Origin of the sequence: Andreprevotia sp. IGB-42 (assembly GCF_009848685.1) — a bacterium.
GTDB lineage: Bacteria > Pseudomonadota > Gammaproteobacteria > Burkholderiales > Chitinibacteraceae > Andreprevotia.
Genome location: NZ_WXTX01000013.1, coordinates 120,780 through 136,929, shown reverse-complemented (window position 1 = coordinate 136,929; position 16,150 = coordinate 120,780). Strand labels below are relative to the sequence as shown.

Below are 16,150 nucleotides of genomic sequence, written 5' to 3'. Positions count from 1 at the left end.
CCCCGTCATGCGCGCAGAGCGCGCATGACCTGAACCAGCCGAATGATCATCACGAGACGGACGACTGCGCTGTCTATGTATCGGGACGGAGGATGCCAGCACGTTGCCAAGTTGGCAGCAGATGGCCAATCACAAAGCAGTCCATACAACGCTCGACTACGCACGGTAGATTACCCGCCAGCCTCGCGCGCGTTATCTATATGCATTTGATTGCCGGCCAACGAAAGGTGAGCGGCGCCATCCGTGCAGACCGCCATGCCTCTTGTAGAAGATCGCCCTTGCCACCATCATCTAGCCATCAAGCAGTGGAGTATTGGTATGAGTAAGGTACTGATGTACAGCACGGCGATCTGTCCTTATTGCATCCGGGCCGAGCAGTTGCTGAAGCAGCGCGGGGTGACCGAGATCGAAAAGGTACGCATCGACCTGGAGCCGGCGCGCCGTGACGAGATGATGAGCCGCACCGGCCGGCGCACCGTGCCGCAAATCTATATCGACGATACGCACGTGGGTGGTTACGACGATCTGGCGGCGCTGGATCATGCCGGCCAGCTGTTACCGCTGCTGGCACGATAAGTGAGATGGCAGGTGTCATCGAATCGTGCGATGATTCCCGCCGCATTTGTAGTTAAAAGCAAACCCATACACAAGAAGGAATCGCCATGAGCGAAGAGAACAACCAAGAGGCGCAACAGCCAGTTTTTGCTATCCAGAAGATCTACGTGAAAGACGTATCGCTGGAAGCGCCCAACACCCCGCAAGTGTTCATCGACGATCAGCCTGAATTCAACATCCAGTTCCGCAATTCGGCACGTGGCTTTGACAACGGTTTCTACGAAGTCAGCCTGACCGTGACCGCAGAAGCCAAGAGCGCAGAGCGCAGCGTGTTCCTGGTGGAAGCCACGCAAGCCGGCTTGTTCCAGATCGAGAACGTACCGATGGAAGAAATGGACCCGCTGCTGGGCATCGGCGCCCCGAGCATCCTGTTCCCGTACCTGCGTGAAACCATTTCTGACCTGACGACGCGTGCCGGCTTCCCGCCGTTGCTGCTGCAACCGATCAATTTTGAAGCGATCTACCTGCAACAGCGTGCACAACAAGCGGCACAAGCGTCCGAAGCCAATGCGCAAACCACGCATTAAGCTTGTGGTTCTGGTCGCGCTGGCGTTGATCGCCGGCGCGAGCCACGCTCTGGAATTCCGCTCTGCCGCCAGGCATGGCGTGGTGCTCTACCAGGCGCCGCAGGACAGCGCGAAGAAGCTCTTCGTTGTCAGCCGCGGTACGCCGCTTGAATTGCTGTCCGAGGACGGTACATGGCTGCGCGTGCGCGACCGCGACGGCACACTGGCCTGGCTGAAGAAAACCGATGCCAGCAACAAGCGCTTCGTGGCGGTGCTGAAAGCGACCAGCGTTTACCAGAAGCCGGATGCGGGCTCCGCCGTGGCCTTCAAGGCCGGCAAGGACCTGCTGCTGGAGCTGGTGGAAAATGCCCGCAACGGCTGGCTGAAGATCAAGCACCGTGATGGCCAGACTGGCTATATCCGTATTGAAGAGGCCTGGGGCGCATGAAACTAGCCGTTCTGGGTGCCGGCGCCTGGGGAACCGCGCTGGCGATCCGCTTTGCCGATCACGGCCGTGTCACCCTGTGGAGCCGTGATGCCGCGCAAGCGGCAACCATGGCCGAGGCACGCGCCAACACCGCTTACCTGCCCGACTGTCCTTTTCCCGCTGCGCTGACCGTGACTGCCGATCTTGCTGCAGCCATCGGTGATGTGGATACCATCCTGATCGTTACCCCGCTGGCCGGGCTGCGCCCGACGCTGAAAGCACTGACGGCTCTGGGTAGCCGTGCACCTGTACTGTGGGCCTGCAAGGGGCTGGAAGCGGACACCATGAAGTTTCCGCACCAGATAGCCGACGAAGAGCTCGACCCGGCCATCGCACGCGGCATGCTGTCTGGCCCGAGCTTTGCGCAGGAGGTAGCTGCGGGCAAGCCTGCCGCGGTCACCATCGCCGCCAGCGATGCCGATTTTGCCCGCCGCACGGTGGAAGCACTCAACACCAGCGTGCTGCGCCTGTATGCCAGCGATGATCTGGTGGGGGTAGAAATCGGCGCCGCGGTCAAGAACGTGCTGGCGATTGCTGCCGGCGTTTGCGATGGATTGGCGCTGGGCCTGAATGCGCGCGCTGCGCTGCTGACGCGCGGCCTGGTGGAAATGGCGCGCTTTGGTGCGGCACTGGGTGCCAAGCCGGAAACCTTCATGGGGCTGGCCGGCATAGGCGACCTGATGCTGACCGCCACCGGCGATCTATCGCGTAATCGCCGTGTGGGCCTGATGCTGGCGCAAGGGCTGCAACTGGATGACATCCTGAAGAACCTGGGCCATGTGGCGGAAGGCGTGCCCACTGCCCGCGAAGTAGCACGACAGGCGGAGGCGCTGGGTGTGGATATGCCGATCACCCGCTCGGTATGCAAGTTGCTGTTCGATGATGTGCCGGTGACCGAGATCATCAGCGAGCTGATGGAGCGCGCACCGCGCATGGAAGGCGACGCCTGATAGCCGCCAGTTAGCTGCGCCGCAGATGGAAGGCCAGATTCATTCTGGCCTTTTTTCATGCTGCCACACTGCCGTTGCCAATGGATGGGGCACAGCGTGGGTTTGCTGCCAGCCGCAGTGGGTCAATTGCCGGCCCGGTTGATGTTAGCCGGTAACCGGGCGGCAAATACTGATGCAGAACGGCCCATTGCCGGCACACCGCTCGATACCCTATACGGGATCAGGCCACCTTGCTGCCGGTCGCTGTTGTACTGTCCGTGGTCGTGGTGCCGGTTTTTGGCAATGTCACGGTATTGCCGGACGGAATGCCTTCCTTCTCCCAGCGATCAAACTCGGCAGTAATGGCCGCATGCGTCTGATTGCTGATTTCGGGCAGCTTGCCGCCAAAAATCTCTTCCGCTTGCTTGAACCCCTTCTCCACCGCATCGCGGATGGTGGCGAGTTTTTCCGGATCATTGCCGACCATGCCCTTGGCAAAGGTCAGGATGCGCTCTGCAGTCTTGCGCACGCCAAACTCGCCATCTTCCGAGATGGCTTCCTTGGCTGCAGCGATGGTTTCAGGATCGGCCGACAGTTTCTGCTCGCCGCTAACCACCTTGCTCCACTCCAGCCCCTGCTTCTGCAGCAGCCCGCCCAGCATGTCGATGAAGGTTTGCACCTTGCGGTTGGAATCTTCCAGCATGCCGGCCAGATCCACTTCATCGGTGCCGTCAGCACCCGCGGCCTTGCGCGGATCGGTATAGGTGAGCTCTTCGGCCTTGTTGCCGGACAGGCTGACCGCTTCCTGCGGGGTGCCGCTGCTCTTGGTGCTGGTCGATGTACGCGTGCTGCTGGTTTGCGTACTCACGCTGGTGGTCTGGGTTGTACCTACGCTGCTGATGGCCATGGTTTACTCCTTTACAGCGACCCGTACCGGCCGCCTGCTGCGGTAATCAAGGCTGCGTGACCGCGTATTGAACTACGTGGTGGTCACGGACGAGCCGGCACCAGAAATTGGCGCCCCTCTCTTCATCGGCCGGTTTGGCGCAAATTGCAGGGTTGAATATTACCGCCCGTCAGACCGTAGCGATAAAACGGCGCTGCGCCGCCACGAAATCGTCCAGATGCGACAGGAACGGCACATGCGCGGCACCGTGGTGCACCACCAGTCGCGCCTGCGGCTGCTGTGCAGCCAGCCATTGCGCGGCTGCCAGCGGGCTGAGCATATCCCTGTCGCCATATTGCAGCAGCATGGGCAGATCGAGCTTGCCGATGTCGCTACGCAGATCGGTATCCCGCAGGATATCCAGTCCCTCACGCAATGCGGCCGGATCGGGTTTGCCGTGCTGCAACAGGTCTGACAGCAGGGTTTTGCTTAGTTCACGTGCTGTGGGGCTGCCCAGCGTTTGCAGGCTGATGAAGCGCTTGAGCGTACCCCGCCAGTCGTCACCCAGGTTGGCGGCAAATTGCGCCAGCGTACTGGCTGGCATGGCGCCAGGCCAGTCATCCCGCTGCGCAAAACACGGGCTGGAGGCCACCAGCGTGAGCGAGCGCACCTGCGCCGGGTGCCGGAGCGCCCAGGTGCTTGCTACCGCGCCCCCCAGCGACCAGCCCACCACATGCACCGGCAGCGGGAAAGCGGCCGCCAGTGCGGCTACCATGCCGTCCAGCGTCAATGGCTGCAGCGCAGGACTATGGCCGTGGCCCGGCAAATCAACCAAGTGATGGCAGTAATCATCCGCCATTGCATTGGCCACCTGCTGCCATACGGTGCCATTCATCGCCCAGCCGTGCAGCCACACCACGGATTCACCATGACCAACGGTATCGAAATGGATGCTCATGCCGCCTGCTCCAGCAATTGCCTGAGGTCCGCAGCCAGTTGCGCCACCGCAAGCGGCTCGTGCGCGGCAGACAGCGTGATGCGCAAACGCGGCGTGGGCACGGTGGGTGGGCGTATGGCCGCCACCCAATGCCCGCGCTCGCGCAATGCGGCAGATAACTGCAACGCCGCTGCGCTGCTGGCCACTTCAAGCGGCTGGATGGGCGTATCCGAGCTCAGCAGCCCATGCCCGGCCAGTGCCCCGCGCAAGGTGGCGATATGCTGCTGCAAGCGCTCGCGCCGCCATGCCTCTTGCTCGATCAACGCGAGGCTGGCCAGCAGTGCCTGCGACAGCAGCGGCGGCGCGGCGGTGGTGTAGATATACGGCCGGGCAAAATTGAGCAGGTACTCGATCACCACCTGCTCGGCCGCGACGAACGCGCCGGCCCCCCCCGCCGCCTTGCCCAGCGTGGCCATGTAGATCAGGCGCGGCGATTCGACGCCGGCCGCAGCCATGCTGCCCCGGCCATCGCCCAGCACGCCGAAGCCATGTGCATCGTCGACGTACAGCCAGGCATCGTATTGCTCCGCCAGCCGCAGCAATCCGGCCAGTGGCGCGGTATCACCATCCATGCTGAACACCGCATCAACGGCAATCAGCCTGCGCCGCGCCGGGGTAGTGGCCAGTAGCCGCTCCAGCGCGGCCAGATCATTGTGCGGATAACGCTTGAAGGTGGCACGGCTGAGCAGGCAGGCATCATTGATCGACGCGTGGTTGAGCTTGTCGGCAAACACCACGTCTTCACGCCCCAGCAAACCGGTGATCACCGCCAGGTTGGCCATGTAGCCGGTACAGAACGACAGCGCGGCGGGCTTGCCGACGAATGCAGCGGCTGCATGCTCGAATGCATCGTGCACGCCGAAGTGGCCGGCAACCAGCGCGGCGGAGCCGCTGCCGACGCCCCAGCGCTGCGCACCGGCCTGCGCGGCGGCGATGATGTCCGGGTGTTGCGCCAGGCCAAGGTAATCGTTGCTGCAGAAATTGTTCAGCAGCCGGCCATCTACCAGCACCTGCGCGCCTTGCGGGCTATCGATGACGGTGCGCTGGCGGTACAGGTGCTGCTGGCTGCGGGCGGCAAGTTCAGCTTGCAGGGCGGAATAAGGCACGGCGGTTTTCCAGGACGGCAAGCCGCGTATTCTACGCTAGCGACGGCATCAGGCAGGCAGCCCCGTCAGCCCAGCAGCACCCGCCACGCCGCGTACACCAGCAGGCCGCCACCGATGCCGGCCAGCAGTTGCCGGAAGCGCCAGACGATCAGCCCGGTCACGATTGCACCGGCCAGTTGCGCATTGTGCCAGGTGATATCCAGCTGCCCGCCAGGCAACAGCACGATGGGGAACACGATGGCCGACAGCACCGCTACCGGCACGTAATCGAGCAGCCGGCGCAGCCGGGGTGGAAAACCGCGGCTTTTGCCCAGCCACAGGCCGACACGCACGCCATAGGTTGCAACCGCCATGCCGGCCAGCATCAGGATGGTTTCAACAGGTACTTGCATCATGCCGGCTCATCCTTGCGTTCCAGCAACACGCCAACGGCAATACCCACGCATACCGCCACCATCAAGCCCAGCTTGTAGGGCACCGCAGTGGTGACCAGTGCGGTCAGCCCTGCTGCCAGCGCCGCGGCCAACTGCGCGCGGTTGTTGAGCAGCGGCACCACAATGCCGACAAACGTGGCCACCATGGCAAACTCCAGCCCCCAGCGCTCGATGCCCGGCACACTGCGCCCCAGCAGCACGCCAACCAGCGTCCAGGTGAACCAGTTGCCGTACATGGCCAGTGCCGAGCCCAGAAAATAGCGCTGCACGTTGACCACGCCGGGCTCCTGCAGCCGGTGATACACCACCGCATAGGTTTCATCGGTAAGGAAAAAGGCCAGTAGCATCCGCCATCCACGCGGCAAGCCGGCCACATGGGGCAACAGGCTGGCGCTATACAGCGCATGGCGCACATTCACCACGAAGGTGGTAGCGACGATGACCGGAATGCTGGCGCCACCGCTGAGCAGCGTGACCGCGATGAACTGGCTGGAACCGGCATAGACAAACAGCGACATGGCCAGCGCCGCCCATGGTGCCAGCCCCGCTGGCCCCGCCAGCGTGCCGAAAATCACGCCGAACGGTGCTGCGCCCACCAGCATGGGCAAGGTATCGCGCGCGCCCGCCAGAAAGCCAGCGGCGGCAGGATGTGTTGAAATTGGTGCAGATTTTGTCATCCCCCATCTTAGGGATGCCGCCGCGATTTGCACCATTACAGTTGGCGCCCTTTTGCGGCGAACGGGTGGCGCAGAGACAGAAGCGCCTGTCCGGCATGGCATAATCGGGCCATGACCGCAGTCGATTTCATCTTGCGTGCGCCGCGTGCCGACGAATACGGCGCGCTGGCCGCACTTGTCCACCACACATTCGATGTAGCCGTAGCGCCCCGACTGGAGCAGGCCGGCCGCGCCACGTTCTATGCCTATGCGCTGGCCGATGCCATTGCCGACAGGGATGCCGACAGCCATCTCACGCTGGTGGCGGAACGCGACGGCAAGGTACTGGGCATGGTGCAGTTCAAGCTGCCCGACCATCTGTGCATGCTGTTCGTGGAGCCTGCCGAGCAAGGCCGGGGCTTGGGCAGGGCTCTGACCGAGGCCGCTATCGCCAAGGCTTGCGCGTTCTATCCGGCGCTGTCCATCATCACCGTGAATGCCAGCCCCAACGCGGTTCCCGCCTATCTGCGCTTCGGCTTTGTGGCCACCAGTGGTGAACAGATCGTTAACGGCATCCGCTTCGTGGCCATGCAGCGCTTGGTGCTGGATGCGTAAAGGCTGGCAGCACCCGGTACTGCTGGCGCCACGCACACTGCGGCCGTGGCTGACCGCCACCGGCTCGCTCACTGCAAGGCTGATCGCGCACTACCCGGATTTTTCCGTTCGCGTGCTGCGCCAGACGCTCGCACCGCCACATCGCGACGAACGCCGCCCGCTGCGCGTGGCGCGGGGCCGTGTAGAAGCGCGCGAGGTACTGCTGATGAGCGGAGCAACACCCCTGGTGTATGCGCACAGCGTGGCGGCACCGGCCGCACTGCGCCGTGGCTTCCGCGCGGTGGGCAAGCTGGGCAACCGCTCGCTGGGCTCCTTTTTGTTTGCCACGCCGACCATCACACGCTCGCCACTGGCGTGGCGACGGCTGGACCGTCGCCACCCGCTGTGGCGCAAGGCTGCGCAGCAGTTGCCGGGCTTGTCCGGACCGCTTTGGGCGCGCCGTTCGCTGTTCCGCGCCGGCGCGGATGCGCTGATGGTGACTGAGGTATTCCTCCCGCCCTTCTTCCGCTTGCAAGGCTAAGCCTGTGACTGCAGCGCCGGCATCGGGCATCGTTTCGTATTGGTTTGGCAGCCGGTTTGCCGGGCTGCACCCGCTGTTGCAGGCTTTGCACCGGCATGGCCGCACGCTGCCTGACGAAGTAGGTATACGCATGGGGCGCGGCATGGCTGGCATCGCCATGCCTGCATGGTTGCTGCCCCGCTCAAACGCATACAAGTACATCGACGACGGCCAGTACCGTTTTCATGCCGAATTTTCCTCGCCGCTGCTGGGCAGGCTGCTCAGCAGTGGCGGCCTGCTGCAGGCCACGTTGCATACCCCCGACCCAGAACCCGGCGAATGACCCGATGAATCTTGCTGAACGCCTGCCCCTCTACCTGCGCCTTGCCCGGCTGGACAAACCCATCGGCATCTTGTTGCTGCTGTGGCCCACGCTGTGGGGCTTGTGGTTTGCCGGCAATGGCCAGCCGGGCTGGCTGGTAGCGGGAATTTTCGTGCTGGGTACGGTGCTGATGCGCTCGGCCGGCTGCGTGATCAACGACTACGCGGATCGGGATTTCGACGGCCATGTGGCGCGCACACGGCATCGGCCAATGGCAGCAGGCCTCGTCAGCAAGAAAGAAGCCTTGTTGCTGGCAGGCGGCCTGGCACTGGCAGCGTTGCTGATCGCCTTGCCGCTCAATGGCCTGGCCTTGCTGCTGGCGATACCGGCGGCATTTCTTGCCGGCAGCTATCCGTATACCAAGCGCTTCCTGGCAATCCCGCAGGCCTATCTGGGCATTGCATTCGGTTTCGGCATCCCCATGGCGTATGCGGCGCTGACCGGACACGTACCGCTGCAGGCGTGGCTGCTGCTGATCGCCAATGTGTTCTGGACCGTGGCCTACGATACCGAATACGCAATGACCGATCGCGAGGATGACCTGAAAATCGGCATCAAGACCTCCGCCATCACCTTTGGCCGCTTCGATGTAGCGGCGGTGCTACTTTGCTACGCGGTGTTCCTGGTGATGATGGCGTGGATCGGCATGACCGAAGGGCGCGGGCTGATCTACCACGGGGGCCTGCTGGCCGCTGCAGTACTGGTGGCATTCGATCAATACCCGCGCATCCGCCTGCGCGAGCCGCAGCGCTGCTTTGGCGCTTTTCTTGCCAACAACCGGATTGGCGGGGTGATTTTTGCAGCGCTGGTACTCGATTACCTGCTGCACGGCTGAGTGGCCCGGGCAACAAGCGAAAACGGCCGGCTGATCCGGCCGTTTTACTTGATACAGGGGCAGGCATCATTGCAGCGATCAGACCTTGAAGCGGTCCGCCTGTGCCGCCAGCTCGCCAGATAGCCGGTCCAGCTCGGCACTGGCCGTGCGTACCGATTGCAGCTGGCCGGTATTGGCGGCAATCAGTGACGCGATATCCTGCACGCCATGCGCGGAATCAGCCACGGCACTGGCCTGCTGCTGCGATACCGCGGCGATATCGCGGGCGATCTGCTGCATTTCCCCGGTGCTGGCCACGATCTGCTGTTGCGCGCTATACGCCTGCTGCAAATGGCTGGCGCCCGTTTCAACGCCCTGCGTGACATCGTGCATGGCACTGACGGCCTCCCGCGTGGCGCGCTGGATAGTTTCCGTCATGCCGGCAATATCCGCGGTCGACAGCGCAGTACGCTCGGCCAGCTTGCGCACTTCATCCGCCACCACCGCAAAGCCACGGCCTTGTTCGCCAGCGCGGGCGGCTTCGATCGCCGCGTTGAGCGCCAGCAGATTGGTCTGTTCGGCAATCTCGCGGATGGTACCGGCCACCTGGCCGATCTTGCCGGCGGATTCGGACAAGGCGTTGATATGCCCGGCAGAACGGTGCGTGGCCGCCAGCAGCGTGTTGTTGGTTTCGACCACCTGCTGCATGGTGGCGGCCGAACCACGTGCCAGATCTGCAGCGGTGCTGGCCGCATCGGCACTGCTGCGGATGCGCTCGCTCACATCCAGCACCGAGGCATTCAGTTGCTCGGCATGCTGTGCCACGCCGCGGATGCGGCCATCGGCCGATTCCGCATGCCCGCTGGCTTCGCTGGCGCGCGCGGCGACATCCCGCGCGGTACCGGTAACCTGCCGGGCGGATTCCTGCACCACGCGGATCAGGCTGGACAGATCAGCCAGCAACTGGTTGACGGTGCGGGCGATATCGGCAATTTCGTCCTTGCCTTGGGGCTCTATGCGCCGGCCCAGCGCGGTACCCAGCGTCAGCATGAACTGGCGCAGGTTTTTCAACGGCACGTCGATGCTGCGGATCAGCATCATCGAGGTCGCGGCAATCAACACCACACCGATCAAGGCTGCCACCCAGCCCAACGTTTGCGCGCGCAGGGCGGTGGCGGCTTCCTGATCACGCTTCTGCTTGGCATGCGATTCGATCAGATCGCTGAATTTGCCCAGCTTGTCTTCCAGCGTTTCAAAACTCTTGATGAATGTTTCAAAACCGGCTTCGTTGCCACTGCCCGCCTTGTATTCATCCAATAGCACTTGCGCCTGCTTCAGGTAGCTGTCCAGATCGGGCTTGAACGCGGCGAGCGCCTGCTTTTCCTCATCCGATAGTGACAGTGCCTCGTTGGCCGCCACATTCTTGCGGATGATGTCGGCGTGCTCGTGAAAACCATCCTCGATGGCCTTTGCATCATCCGCCTTGTCGGGCGCGGTCTGCTTGTGGTGATACATGGCCAGCACGTCGGCGCGGATTGCATCGTGCATCATGTCGGTATCGGCATGCTGGCGCAGTGCAACCACGCTGACTGAATTTTCTTCTATTGCGGCAATCAGGCTGCGGGTTTGCGTGACGTTGATCGCACAGATGACCAGCACAAACACGATGGTCAGTGCACCGAAAGCCAGCAATCGCGTACGTATCGAAACATTTTGCAGCATTTTTTCTCTCTTTGGATACCCCGGCGCCCGCAGCAGAACCAGCTGCGGCAAGGCGGCGAACGGACTGGACGAACCATCTTTGCGGTTCTTGAAGGTTACGCTCGAAAAACATTATTTATTGATAGCTGAAACATCGGCAAACTGCGGTGAATTCAACGCGAAACCCATGCCCATTCCGCTCCTTTCTCCTGTTTCCCCGCGCGATCTGGCCTTGATCCTGTCAGACCTGGAGGCCGGCACCCCACGCCAGTGGTTCTGGCTGGAAATCGCCGCCACGCAGCCTGCGTCGCCCCCCCCGTCGCGCCTGCATCCTGCCGCAATACTGCTGCGCAGAGGCGGCCCTGCACTGGTATGGCCTTGGCTCAGGCAACAGAAACTGCCGGGATTGGCGCTCTATACGCGCAGCATGGCACCACTGTGGCAGCGGCTGGCGCAGGTTGCCGGTGACAGTGCGCTGGCGTGCACCGCACTTCCCGCACTGCTGGCCGGATTTGACAGACTACCGGCCATCCAGCTTTTTACGGTCTGGCTGCTGATGCTGGGCGGCATGGCCTGGCAAGGCTGGCGTGCAATCCGCACTGCTCCACCAGTCGGCCGGGACGACACAGATCTGCCCGGGCCGGAAGACAGCGTGGGCATCACCGGTCAGTTGCTGGCAGCTGGCGCAACAGCCAGTGAAGCACTGGCACTGACTGCGGCGCTGCGCGCGGATGCCAGCCGCGTATGGCCTGCGCTGCAGGTCAGATTGCCTGCACTGGCACCCGGCCTGCCCGGCAGGGGGTTATGTGGCATGCTCAGCATGCTGGCATGGCTGGCTGCCAGCCTGCCCATGCTGCTGGCACTATCGTGGCTGCCAGCGCCTTGGGGGCTGCCAGCCGGCATCATCCTGTGCGCAGCAGTTGCTGCGGGTGGCAAGGGGCGCCTGGCTGGCGGCTTCGTACTGCTGGCCGGTTTGCTGGCTTTCGCACTGGGGCGACTGGGGCATGTGCTGTAGCGTCCGGCGTGTTGCTGCACACCGGTTGTAGCCTTTTCAGTACCGGATGCAGCTGCCCACATCGTGCACGCCATCGCGGCTGCGGCGGCATGTTAGAATCCGCGTTTTCGTTGTTTACCTGCAGGATCACTACCATGGCCGGCCATAGCAAATGGGCGAACATCCAGCACCGTAAGGGCCGTCAGGACGCCAAGCGCGGCCAGGTCTTCACGCGTCTGATCAAGGAAATTACCGTTGCCGCCAAGATGGGCGGTGGCGACCTGAACATGAACCCGCGGCTGCGCCTGGCCGTGGACAAGGGCCTTGCGGCCAACATGCCCAAGGACAACATCACCCGCGCCATCGACCGCGGCACCGGCAATCTGGAAGGCGTGGATTACGCCGAATGCCGTTACGAAGGCTATGGTATCGGCGGCGCGGCGGTGATGGTGGACTGCCTGACCGACAACAAGGTACGCACGGTGGCGGAAGTACGCCATGCGTTCTCCAAATACGGCGGCAACATGGGCGCAGACGGCTGCGTAAGCTTCCAGTTCAAGCACTGCGGCTACCTGATCTTTGCGCCGGGCACCGATGAAGATGCGCTGATGGAAGCAGCGCTGGAAGCCGGCGCCGACGACGTACTGACCAACGAAGACGGCAGCATCGAAGTCATCACTCCGCCTTATGAATACGTGGGCATCAAGGATGCGCTGGAAGCCGCCGGCTTCAAGGCCGAAGTGGGCGAAGTGACCATGAAGCCACAAGGCGAGACCGAAATCCTGGGTGACGATGTAGCGCGGATGCAGAAGCTGCTGGATGCACTGGAAAACCTGGACGACGTGCAGGCGGTCTACACCACCGCCGTGATGGACGAGGAAGAATAGACATCACCATCTGAAAACGATGGGGCCAACCGGCCCCATCGTCGTTTTGGCAACGTACACGCCAACGCATGCGCCACTGCCGGCAGGCAGCCGGTTTGCAGGCATGCATCTGGCGCGACTATAAAAAAGGCTGGTCTCATTGCGCGCCGCATCATGATCAAACACCTGTCCTACACCAATATACTGGCCGCATTTGCTGCGCTGCTGATACTCGACTGCAGTTGGCTGCATCTCACCCGGCCTGCTGACAACACGCTGGGTGACGCGCTGCTGGCACAACATGCGCAGCACCGGCCGGCCAGCCAGGACATCGTGATCGTCGATATCGACCAGAAATCGCTGACGGCGCTGATGGGCGAGCTGGGCAACTGGGTTTGGCCACGTTCGGTGTATGCCGAAATGCTGGACGGGCTGAATGCACAACAACCACGCGCCATCGTGTTCGACATCATGTTCAACGAGCCGGACAGCTTTCGCCCCGATAGCGACGCGGCGTTCCGTGAGGCAGCCGAGCGCCATGCCAATGCCTACTTCCCATCGGTATTGCTGGCCGATGGCCACGGCCCGGTGCTGGGCACGTTGCCGGCCAGCCTGGGCTTGCTGCCCGACGGCAATGCCGTCCGCGATGTACGCGCGCCGCTGCTGCTGCCGGTGGTGTTACCGCAGGATGCATGGCGTGGCGGCCTGATCAACTTCAGCAGCGAAGCAGACGGTGTGGGCCGCCACTATCTGATCGACGAAACCGTGGCCCCCGGTTGGCGACTGCCATCGCTGCCTGCCCGTGTAGCGCGTGATCTGGGCTGGGCAGTACCGGATGCCCGGCAGTTGCGGCTGAACTGGACCGGCGGCCACCAGCACGTGAGCTTCAGCGACCTGTACCTGGATTTCAACCGTGAACACCGCAGGCGGGCGTCGGATGAATTCAAAAACAAGATCATCCTGATCGGCACCGCAGCGCCCGGCTTGCAGGACTTGCGCGCCACGCCACTATCGAGCATCTACCCGGGCATCGGCATCCTGGCAACCGCTTTCGACAATCTGCAACACGGCAACTGGCTGCGTGATGCGCCACCCTGGCTGCCGGCATTGGTCAGCATCAGCCTGCTGGCACTGCTGTGGCTGGGCTTTTACCGTGGTATCAACACGCTGTGGCTGGGTTTTGCGCTGACCGGGGTCAGTGTGGTGCTGGTGGTTGGCAGTTACGCCGCACTCACACGCAACGTCTACTGGCCGGTAGGCAGCAGTCTGGCGTGGGGCTGGAGCTATTTCCTGTTATCCGCAATGATGGCGTATCTGGCCGAAAAATTGCGCCGCGAGCAAGCCATCCAGCTGTTCGGGCGTTTCCTTGACCGCCGCGTGGTCAAGCAACTGGTGGAAAGCGGCCAGATCGATGAGGCCAAGCGTGCAGAAACACGCCAGATCACCATCCTGTTCTCGGACATCCGTGGCTTCACCACGCTGTCTGAAACACGACCGCCCGAATATATCGTCAACCTGCTAAACCATTACTTCAACCGGCAGGTCGACATCATTTTCCGCCACGGCGGCACGCTGGATAAATTCATCGGAGACGCCATCATGGCGTTCTGGGGCGCACCGGTGCTGGACCCGGATCACGCCAGGCATGCCGTTGCCGCTGCCATCGAGATGTCGGCCGACCTGGAAGCCTTCAAGAAGGAGCTGACCGACCTGGAGGCCGACTTCGACATCGGTATCGGCGTGCACACCGGCAAGGCCGTGGTCGGTTTCATCGGCTCGGATGCACAACTGAGCTATACGGTGATCGGCGATACCATTAATCTTGCCAGTCGCATCGAAGGCACCACCAAGGGAATCTCGCGAGTGCTGGTGTCCGAAGTCACACGTGCCGCCTGCCGGGATGAGTTTGAATTCATCGATCATGGCAGCCATTCTGTTAAAGGTCGGGAGCAAGCCGTGCAACTGTTTGAACCGCGCCACAAGGCGCAAGAGGAGGGGCAATGAACCCGCTTTTGATTTTTCGGGGGCTCAACCCGGCAAGGCTGGCGGGCATGCTCGCCCTGACCTTGACTGCCAGCATGGCGTTGGCTGAATCCGGCACGCTGATACGCGCTGCCGATCTGAAACAAAAACCGTTCCTGGACGCGGCCAGCGCCGGCCAGTTACCCGCAAACAGCGTGCTGGACATCGTGGCACGCCAGGGGGCATGGATGCAGGTGAAATCCGGTGCCAGCAGCGGTTGGGTCAAATTGCTGAATGTGCGTACCGGCAGCGGCAAGACCGGCAGCAGCAACGGCATCGGCACGCTGGCCAATGTGGTCACGACCGGCTCTTCCGGCACCACGGTCACCACCGGCGTCAAAGGGGTTTCCAAGGAAGATTTGCAGAAATCGGAGCCCGATTTCAAGGAACTGGCCAAACTCGACGGTATGGCCGTGAGCACGCAAGATGCCGCACGGGCCGCGCAGCAGGCCAAGCTGGTGGTGGTGCTGGTGCCGGAAATCGCGCTACCGCGCGGCTTCAGTTCTTCAAGCAGCTCCAGCGGCGGCAGCAATACCACCGCACCGTCTGACAGCAACCGGAGGCGCGGACCATGAAGCGTGCAATCGCGGCAGTACTGCTGCCCCTGTTGATCGCCCAGCCTGCGCTGGCCATCGATCTGGGCAATCTGCTCAAGCCACTCAGTGGCAACAACGCCGACAGCAAGGGCGATATCGTCAACAGCGTTTTCGACGCGGGCAAAAACCTCATCGAAGCCAATCGCGACATCGGCCCGGCCGAGGAAAAAGTGCTCGGCGACGGTCTGGCAGCCAACATCCTTGGTGCACAGCCGCTGCTCAACAACCCTGCGGTACAACGCTATGTGAACCAGATCGGCCGCTGGGTTGCCGATCAGGCCGGGCAAAGCGGTGTAGCCTGGCGCTTTGGCGTGACCGATGACCCGGATCTCAACAGTTTCTCCACCCCGGGCGGCGCCATCCTGATCACCAAGGGACTGTTGCTCAAACTGCGCAATGAAGCGGAGCTGGCCTGCGTGCTGGGCCACGAGGTCACGCATACACTCAAGCACCACCACACGCGCGCCATCCAGGCCAGCAAGGGCAAGGATGCGCTGGGCAATGTGCTACAAGGCGTGGTGTCGTATAAAGGCGGCTCGGCCAATCACCAGTTGGGGGCCAACGCGATCAAGGGCTTGTCGGAAGTGCAGGTACGCGGCCTGGACAAGAACGATGAGTTCGAAGCCGATATCAACGGCATGGTGCTGTGCGCACGCGCCGGCTACAACCCGTATGCGCTGGTAGGCGTGCTGCAGACGCTGGATGCGGTGAACCCGCAGGATGGCTCCGTTGCGCTGATGTTCGGTACTCATCCCAGCCCGGCTGAACGGCTGAGCAAGATCGAAGAACTGGCTGGCGACAAACTGGATGCTTATGCCGGCGGCACTGAAGATACTGCACGCTTTCGCAGCATCGTCGGCAAGCTGCCAACGGCACCGGATACCAGGACGGTGAAGAAGGCCAAGTAAGCGCACATCGGCAAGCTCGCCCGGCAACTGCGCAATACGATGCGCGCTTGACGAGCCCGGGCGATGGCGCTGAATAATCACGGCCACCTGCCATCGCAGGTGGCCGTATAATTTTCAGTATCGCTACCGGATTTATG

Annotated in this window: 19 protein-coding genes; 13 read left to right on the top strand and 6 right to left on the bottom strand. The window is 62.5% G+C overall.

Going from position 1 to position 16,150, the window contains the following annotated elements; all coding sequences use genetic code 11:
- Nucleotides 1-318: 318 nt before the first annotated feature.
- The 4 genes from grxC to IGB42_RS18110 all read left to right on the top strand — a co-directional run bounded on the left by grxC (nt 319) and on the right by IGB42_RS18110 (nt 2,558).
- On the top strand, nt 319-576 hold the full coding sequence (gene grxC / locus IGB42_RS18125) for a glutaredoxin 3 (protein WP_159674313.1): 258 nt from the start codon (nt 319-321) through the stop codon (nt 574-576).
- A gap of 86 nt (nt 577-662) precedes the next feature.
- The gene (secB, locus tag IGB42_RS18120) at nt 663-1,142 is read left to right on the top strand and encodes a protein-export chaperone SecB (protein WP_159674311.1); all 480 of its coding nucleotides are present in this window, start codon (nt 663-665) and stop codon (nt 1,140-1,142) included.
- A gap of 4 nt (nt 1,143-1,146) precedes the next feature.
- Nucleotides 1,147-1,569, top strand: a complete 423-nt coding sequence (locus tag IGB42_RS18115; protein WP_159674309.1) for an SH3 domain-containing protein — start codon at nt 1,147-1,149, stop codon at nt 1,567-1,569.
- Entirely contained in the window at nt 1,566-2,558 is a 993-nt protein-coding gene (locus IGB42_RS18110) for an NAD(P)H-dependent glycerol-3-phosphate dehydrogenase (RefSeq protein WP_159674307.1), read from the top strand. The genes IGB42_RS18115 and IGB42_RS18110 overlap by 4 nt, the downstream gene beginning before the upstream one ends.
- Nucleotides 2,559-2,778: 220 nt before the next feature.
- Here IGB42_RS18110 and IGB42_RS18105 read toward each other — a convergent pair whose 3' ends face one another.
- From IGB42_RS18105 to IGB42_RS18085, 5 genes are all read right to left on the bottom strand, one after another.
- Nucleotides 2,779-3,444 carry a hypothetical protein gene (locus IGB42_RS18105; protein WP_159674305.1) on the bottom strand — a complete coding sequence of 222 codons (666 nt, stop codon included), beginning with the start codon at nt 3,442-3,444 and terminating at the stop codon, nt 2,779-2,781.
- Nucleotides 3,445-3,613: 169 nt separating this feature from the next.
- A complete protein-coding gene (gene bioH, locus IGB42_RS18100) occupies nt 3,614-4,381 on the bottom strand; it encodes a pimeloyl-ACP methyl ester esterase BioH (RefSeq protein ID WP_159674303.1) in 768 nt (255 codons plus the stop codon).
- On the bottom strand, nt 4,378-5,526 hold the full coding sequence (bioF, locus tag IGB42_RS18095; RefSeq protein WP_159674301.1) for an 8-amino-7-oxononanoate synthase: 1,149 nt from the start codon (nt 5,524-5,526) through the stop codon (nt 4,378-4,380). The genes bioH and bioF overlap by 4 nt, the downstream gene beginning before the upstream one ends.
- A 65-nt stretch (nt 5,527-5,591) precedes the next feature.
- On the bottom strand, nt 5,592-5,921 hold the full coding sequence (locus tag IGB42_RS18090) for an AzlD domain-containing protein (RefSeq protein ID WP_159674299.1): 330 nt from the start codon (nt 5,919-5,921) through the stop codon (nt 5,592-5,594).
- A complete protein-coding gene (locus IGB42_RS18085) occupies nt 5,918-6,637 on the bottom strand; it encodes an AzlC family ABC transporter permease (RefSeq protein WP_159674297.1) in 720 nt (239 codons plus the stop codon). The genes IGB42_RS18090 and IGB42_RS18085 overlap by 4 nt, the downstream gene beginning before the upstream one ends.
- A gap of 111 nt (nt 6,638-6,748) precedes the next feature.
- On the opposite strand from IGB42_RS18085, the gene IGB42_RS18080 reads away from it, so the two are divergent.
- Genes IGB42_RS18080 through ubiA form a run of 4 tightly spaced genes read left to right on the top strand, consistent with a single transcriptional unit; the run spans nt 6,749 to nt 8,947 of the window.
- A complete protein-coding gene (locus IGB42_RS18080; protein ID WP_159674295.1) occupies nt 6,749-7,231 on the top strand; it encodes a GNAT family N-acetyltransferase in 483 nt (160 codons plus the stop codon).
- The gene (locus tag IGB42_RS18075; RefSeq protein ID WP_159674293.1) at nt 7,224-7,751 is read left to right on the top strand and encodes a chorismate lyase; all 528 of its coding nucleotides are present in this window, start codon (nt 7,224-7,226) and stop codon (nt 7,749-7,751) included. Before IGB42_RS18080 ends, IGB42_RS18075 begins: the two co-directional genes overlap by 8 nt.
- Nucleotides 7,752-7,755: 4 nt before the next feature.
- A complete protein-coding gene (locus tag IGB42_RS22465) occupies nt 7,756-8,073 on the top strand; it encodes a DUF4166 domain-containing protein (RefSeq protein ID WP_159674291.1) in 318 nt (105 codons plus the stop codon).
- 4 nt (nt 8,074-8,077) lie between these two features.
- Nucleotides 8,078-8,947, top strand: coding sequence for a 4-hydroxybenzoate octaprenyltransferase (ubiA, locus tag IGB42_RS18065; RefSeq protein ID WP_159674289.1), 870 nt, complete (start codon nt 8,078-8,080; stop codon nt 8,945-8,947).
- Between the two features lie 78 nt (nt 8,948-9,025).
- Here ubiA and IGB42_RS18060 read toward each other — a convergent pair whose 3' ends face one another.
- A complete protein-coding gene (locus tag IGB42_RS18060) occupies nt 9,026-10,648 on the bottom strand; it encodes a methyl-accepting chemotaxis protein (protein ID WP_159674277.1) in 1,623 nt (540 codons plus the stop codon).
- Nucleotides 10,649-10,814: 166 nt separating this feature from the next.
- On the opposite strand from IGB42_RS18060, the gene IGB42_RS18055 reads away from it, so the two are divergent.
- From IGB42_RS18055 to IGB42_RS18035, 5 genes are all read left to right on the top strand, one after another.
- Nucleotides 10,815-11,642 carry a hypothetical protein gene (locus IGB42_RS18055; RefSeq protein WP_159674275.1) on the top strand — a complete coding sequence of 276 codons (828 nt, stop codon included), beginning with the start codon at nt 10,815-10,817 and terminating at the stop codon, nt 11,640-11,642.
- A gap of 134 nt (nt 11,643-11,776) precedes the next feature.
- Nucleotides 11,777-12,508 carry a YebC/PmpR family DNA-binding transcriptional regulator gene (locus tag IGB42_RS18050; protein WP_159674273.1) on the top strand — a complete coding sequence of 244 codons (732 nt, stop codon included), beginning with the start codon at nt 11,777-11,779 and terminating at the stop codon, nt 12,506-12,508.
- Nucleotides 12,509-12,661: 153 nt separating this feature from the next.
- Complete coding sequence (locus tag IGB42_RS18045; protein WP_159674271.1) at nt 12,662-14,491, top strand: adenylate/guanylate cyclase domain-containing protein; 1,830 nt, start codon at nt 12,662-12,664, stop codon at nt 14,489-14,491.
- Entirely contained in the window at nt 14,488-15,084 is a 597-nt protein-coding gene (locus tag IGB42_RS18040) for a hypothetical protein (protein ID WP_159674269.1), read from the top strand. The genes IGB42_RS18045 and IGB42_RS18040 overlap by 4 nt, the downstream gene beginning before the upstream one ends.
- Nucleotides 15,081-16,013, top strand: a complete 933-nt coding sequence (locus IGB42_RS18035; RefSeq protein ID WP_159674267.1) for a M48 family metalloprotease — start codon at nt 15,081-15,083, stop codon at nt 16,011-16,013. Before IGB42_RS18040 ends, IGB42_RS18035 begins: the two co-directional genes overlap by 4 nt.
- Nucleotides 16,014-16,150 lie beyond the last annotated feature (137 nt).

Bases quoted from the DNA above. Each gene is read 5' to 3' on its own strand.
- IGB42_RS18090 (WP_159674299.1), bottom strand. From the start codon at position 5,921: ATGATGCAAGTACCTGTTGAAACCATCCTGATGCTGGCCGGCATGGCG.
- IGB42_RS18105 (WP_159674305.1), bottom strand. From the start codon at position 3,444: ATGGCCATCAGCAGCGTAGGTACAACCCAGACCACCAGCGTGAGTACG.
- IGB42_RS18085 (WP_159674297.1), bottom strand. From the start codon at position 6,637: ATGACAAAATCTGCACCAATTTCAACACATCCTGCCGCCGCTGGCTTT.
- IGB42_RS18040 (WP_159674269.1), top strand. From the start codon at position 14,488: ATGAACCCGCTTTTGATTTTTCGGGGGCTCAACCCGGCAAGGCTGGCG.
- IGB42_RS18035 (WP_159674267.1), top strand. From the start codon at position 15,081: ATGAAGCGTGCAATCGCGGCAGTACTGCTGCCCCTGTTGATCGCCCAG.
- IGB42_RS18075 (WP_159674293.1), top strand. From the start codon at position 7,224: ATGCGTAAAGGCTGGCAGCACCCGGTACTGCTGGCGCCACGCACACTG.
- IGB42_RS18050 (WP_159674273.1), top strand. From the start codon at position 11,777: ATGGCCGGCCATAGCAAATGGGCGAACATCCAGCACCGTAAGGGCCGT.
- IGB42_RS18060 (WP_159674277.1), bottom strand. From the start codon at position 10,648: ATGCTGCAAAATGTTTCGATACGTACGCGATTGCTGGCTTTCGGTGCA.
- IGB42_RS18110 (WP_159674307.1), top strand. From the start codon at position 1,566: ATGAAACTAGCCGTTCTGGGTGCCGGCGCCTGGGGAACCGCGCTGGCG.
- ubiA (WP_159674289.1), top strand. From the start codon at position 8,078: ATGAATCTTGCTGAACGCCTGCCCCTCTACCTGCGCCTTGCCCGGCTG.
- grxC (WP_159674313.1), top strand. From the start codon at position 319: ATGAGTAAGGTACTGATGTACAGCACGGCGATCTGTCCTTATTGCATC.
- IGB42_RS18055 (WP_159674275.1), top strand. From the start codon at position 10,815: ATGCCCATTCCGCTCCTTTCTCCTGTTTCCCCGCGCGATCTGGCCTTG.
- bioH (WP_159674303.1), bottom strand. From the start codon at position 4,381: ATGAGCATCCATTTCGATACCGTTGGTCATGGTGAATCCGTGGTGTGG.
- secB (WP_159674311.1), top strand. From the start codon at position 663: ATGAGCGAAGAGAACAACCAAGAGGCGCAACAGCCAGTTTTTGCTATC.
- IGB42_RS18080 (WP_159674295.1), top strand. From the start codon at position 6,749: ATGACCGCAGTCGATTTCATCTTGCGTGCGCCGCGTGCCGACGAATAC.
- IGB42_RS18045 (WP_159674271.1), top strand. From the start codon at position 12,662: ATGATCAAACACCTGTCCTACACCAATATACTGGCCGCATTTGCTGCG.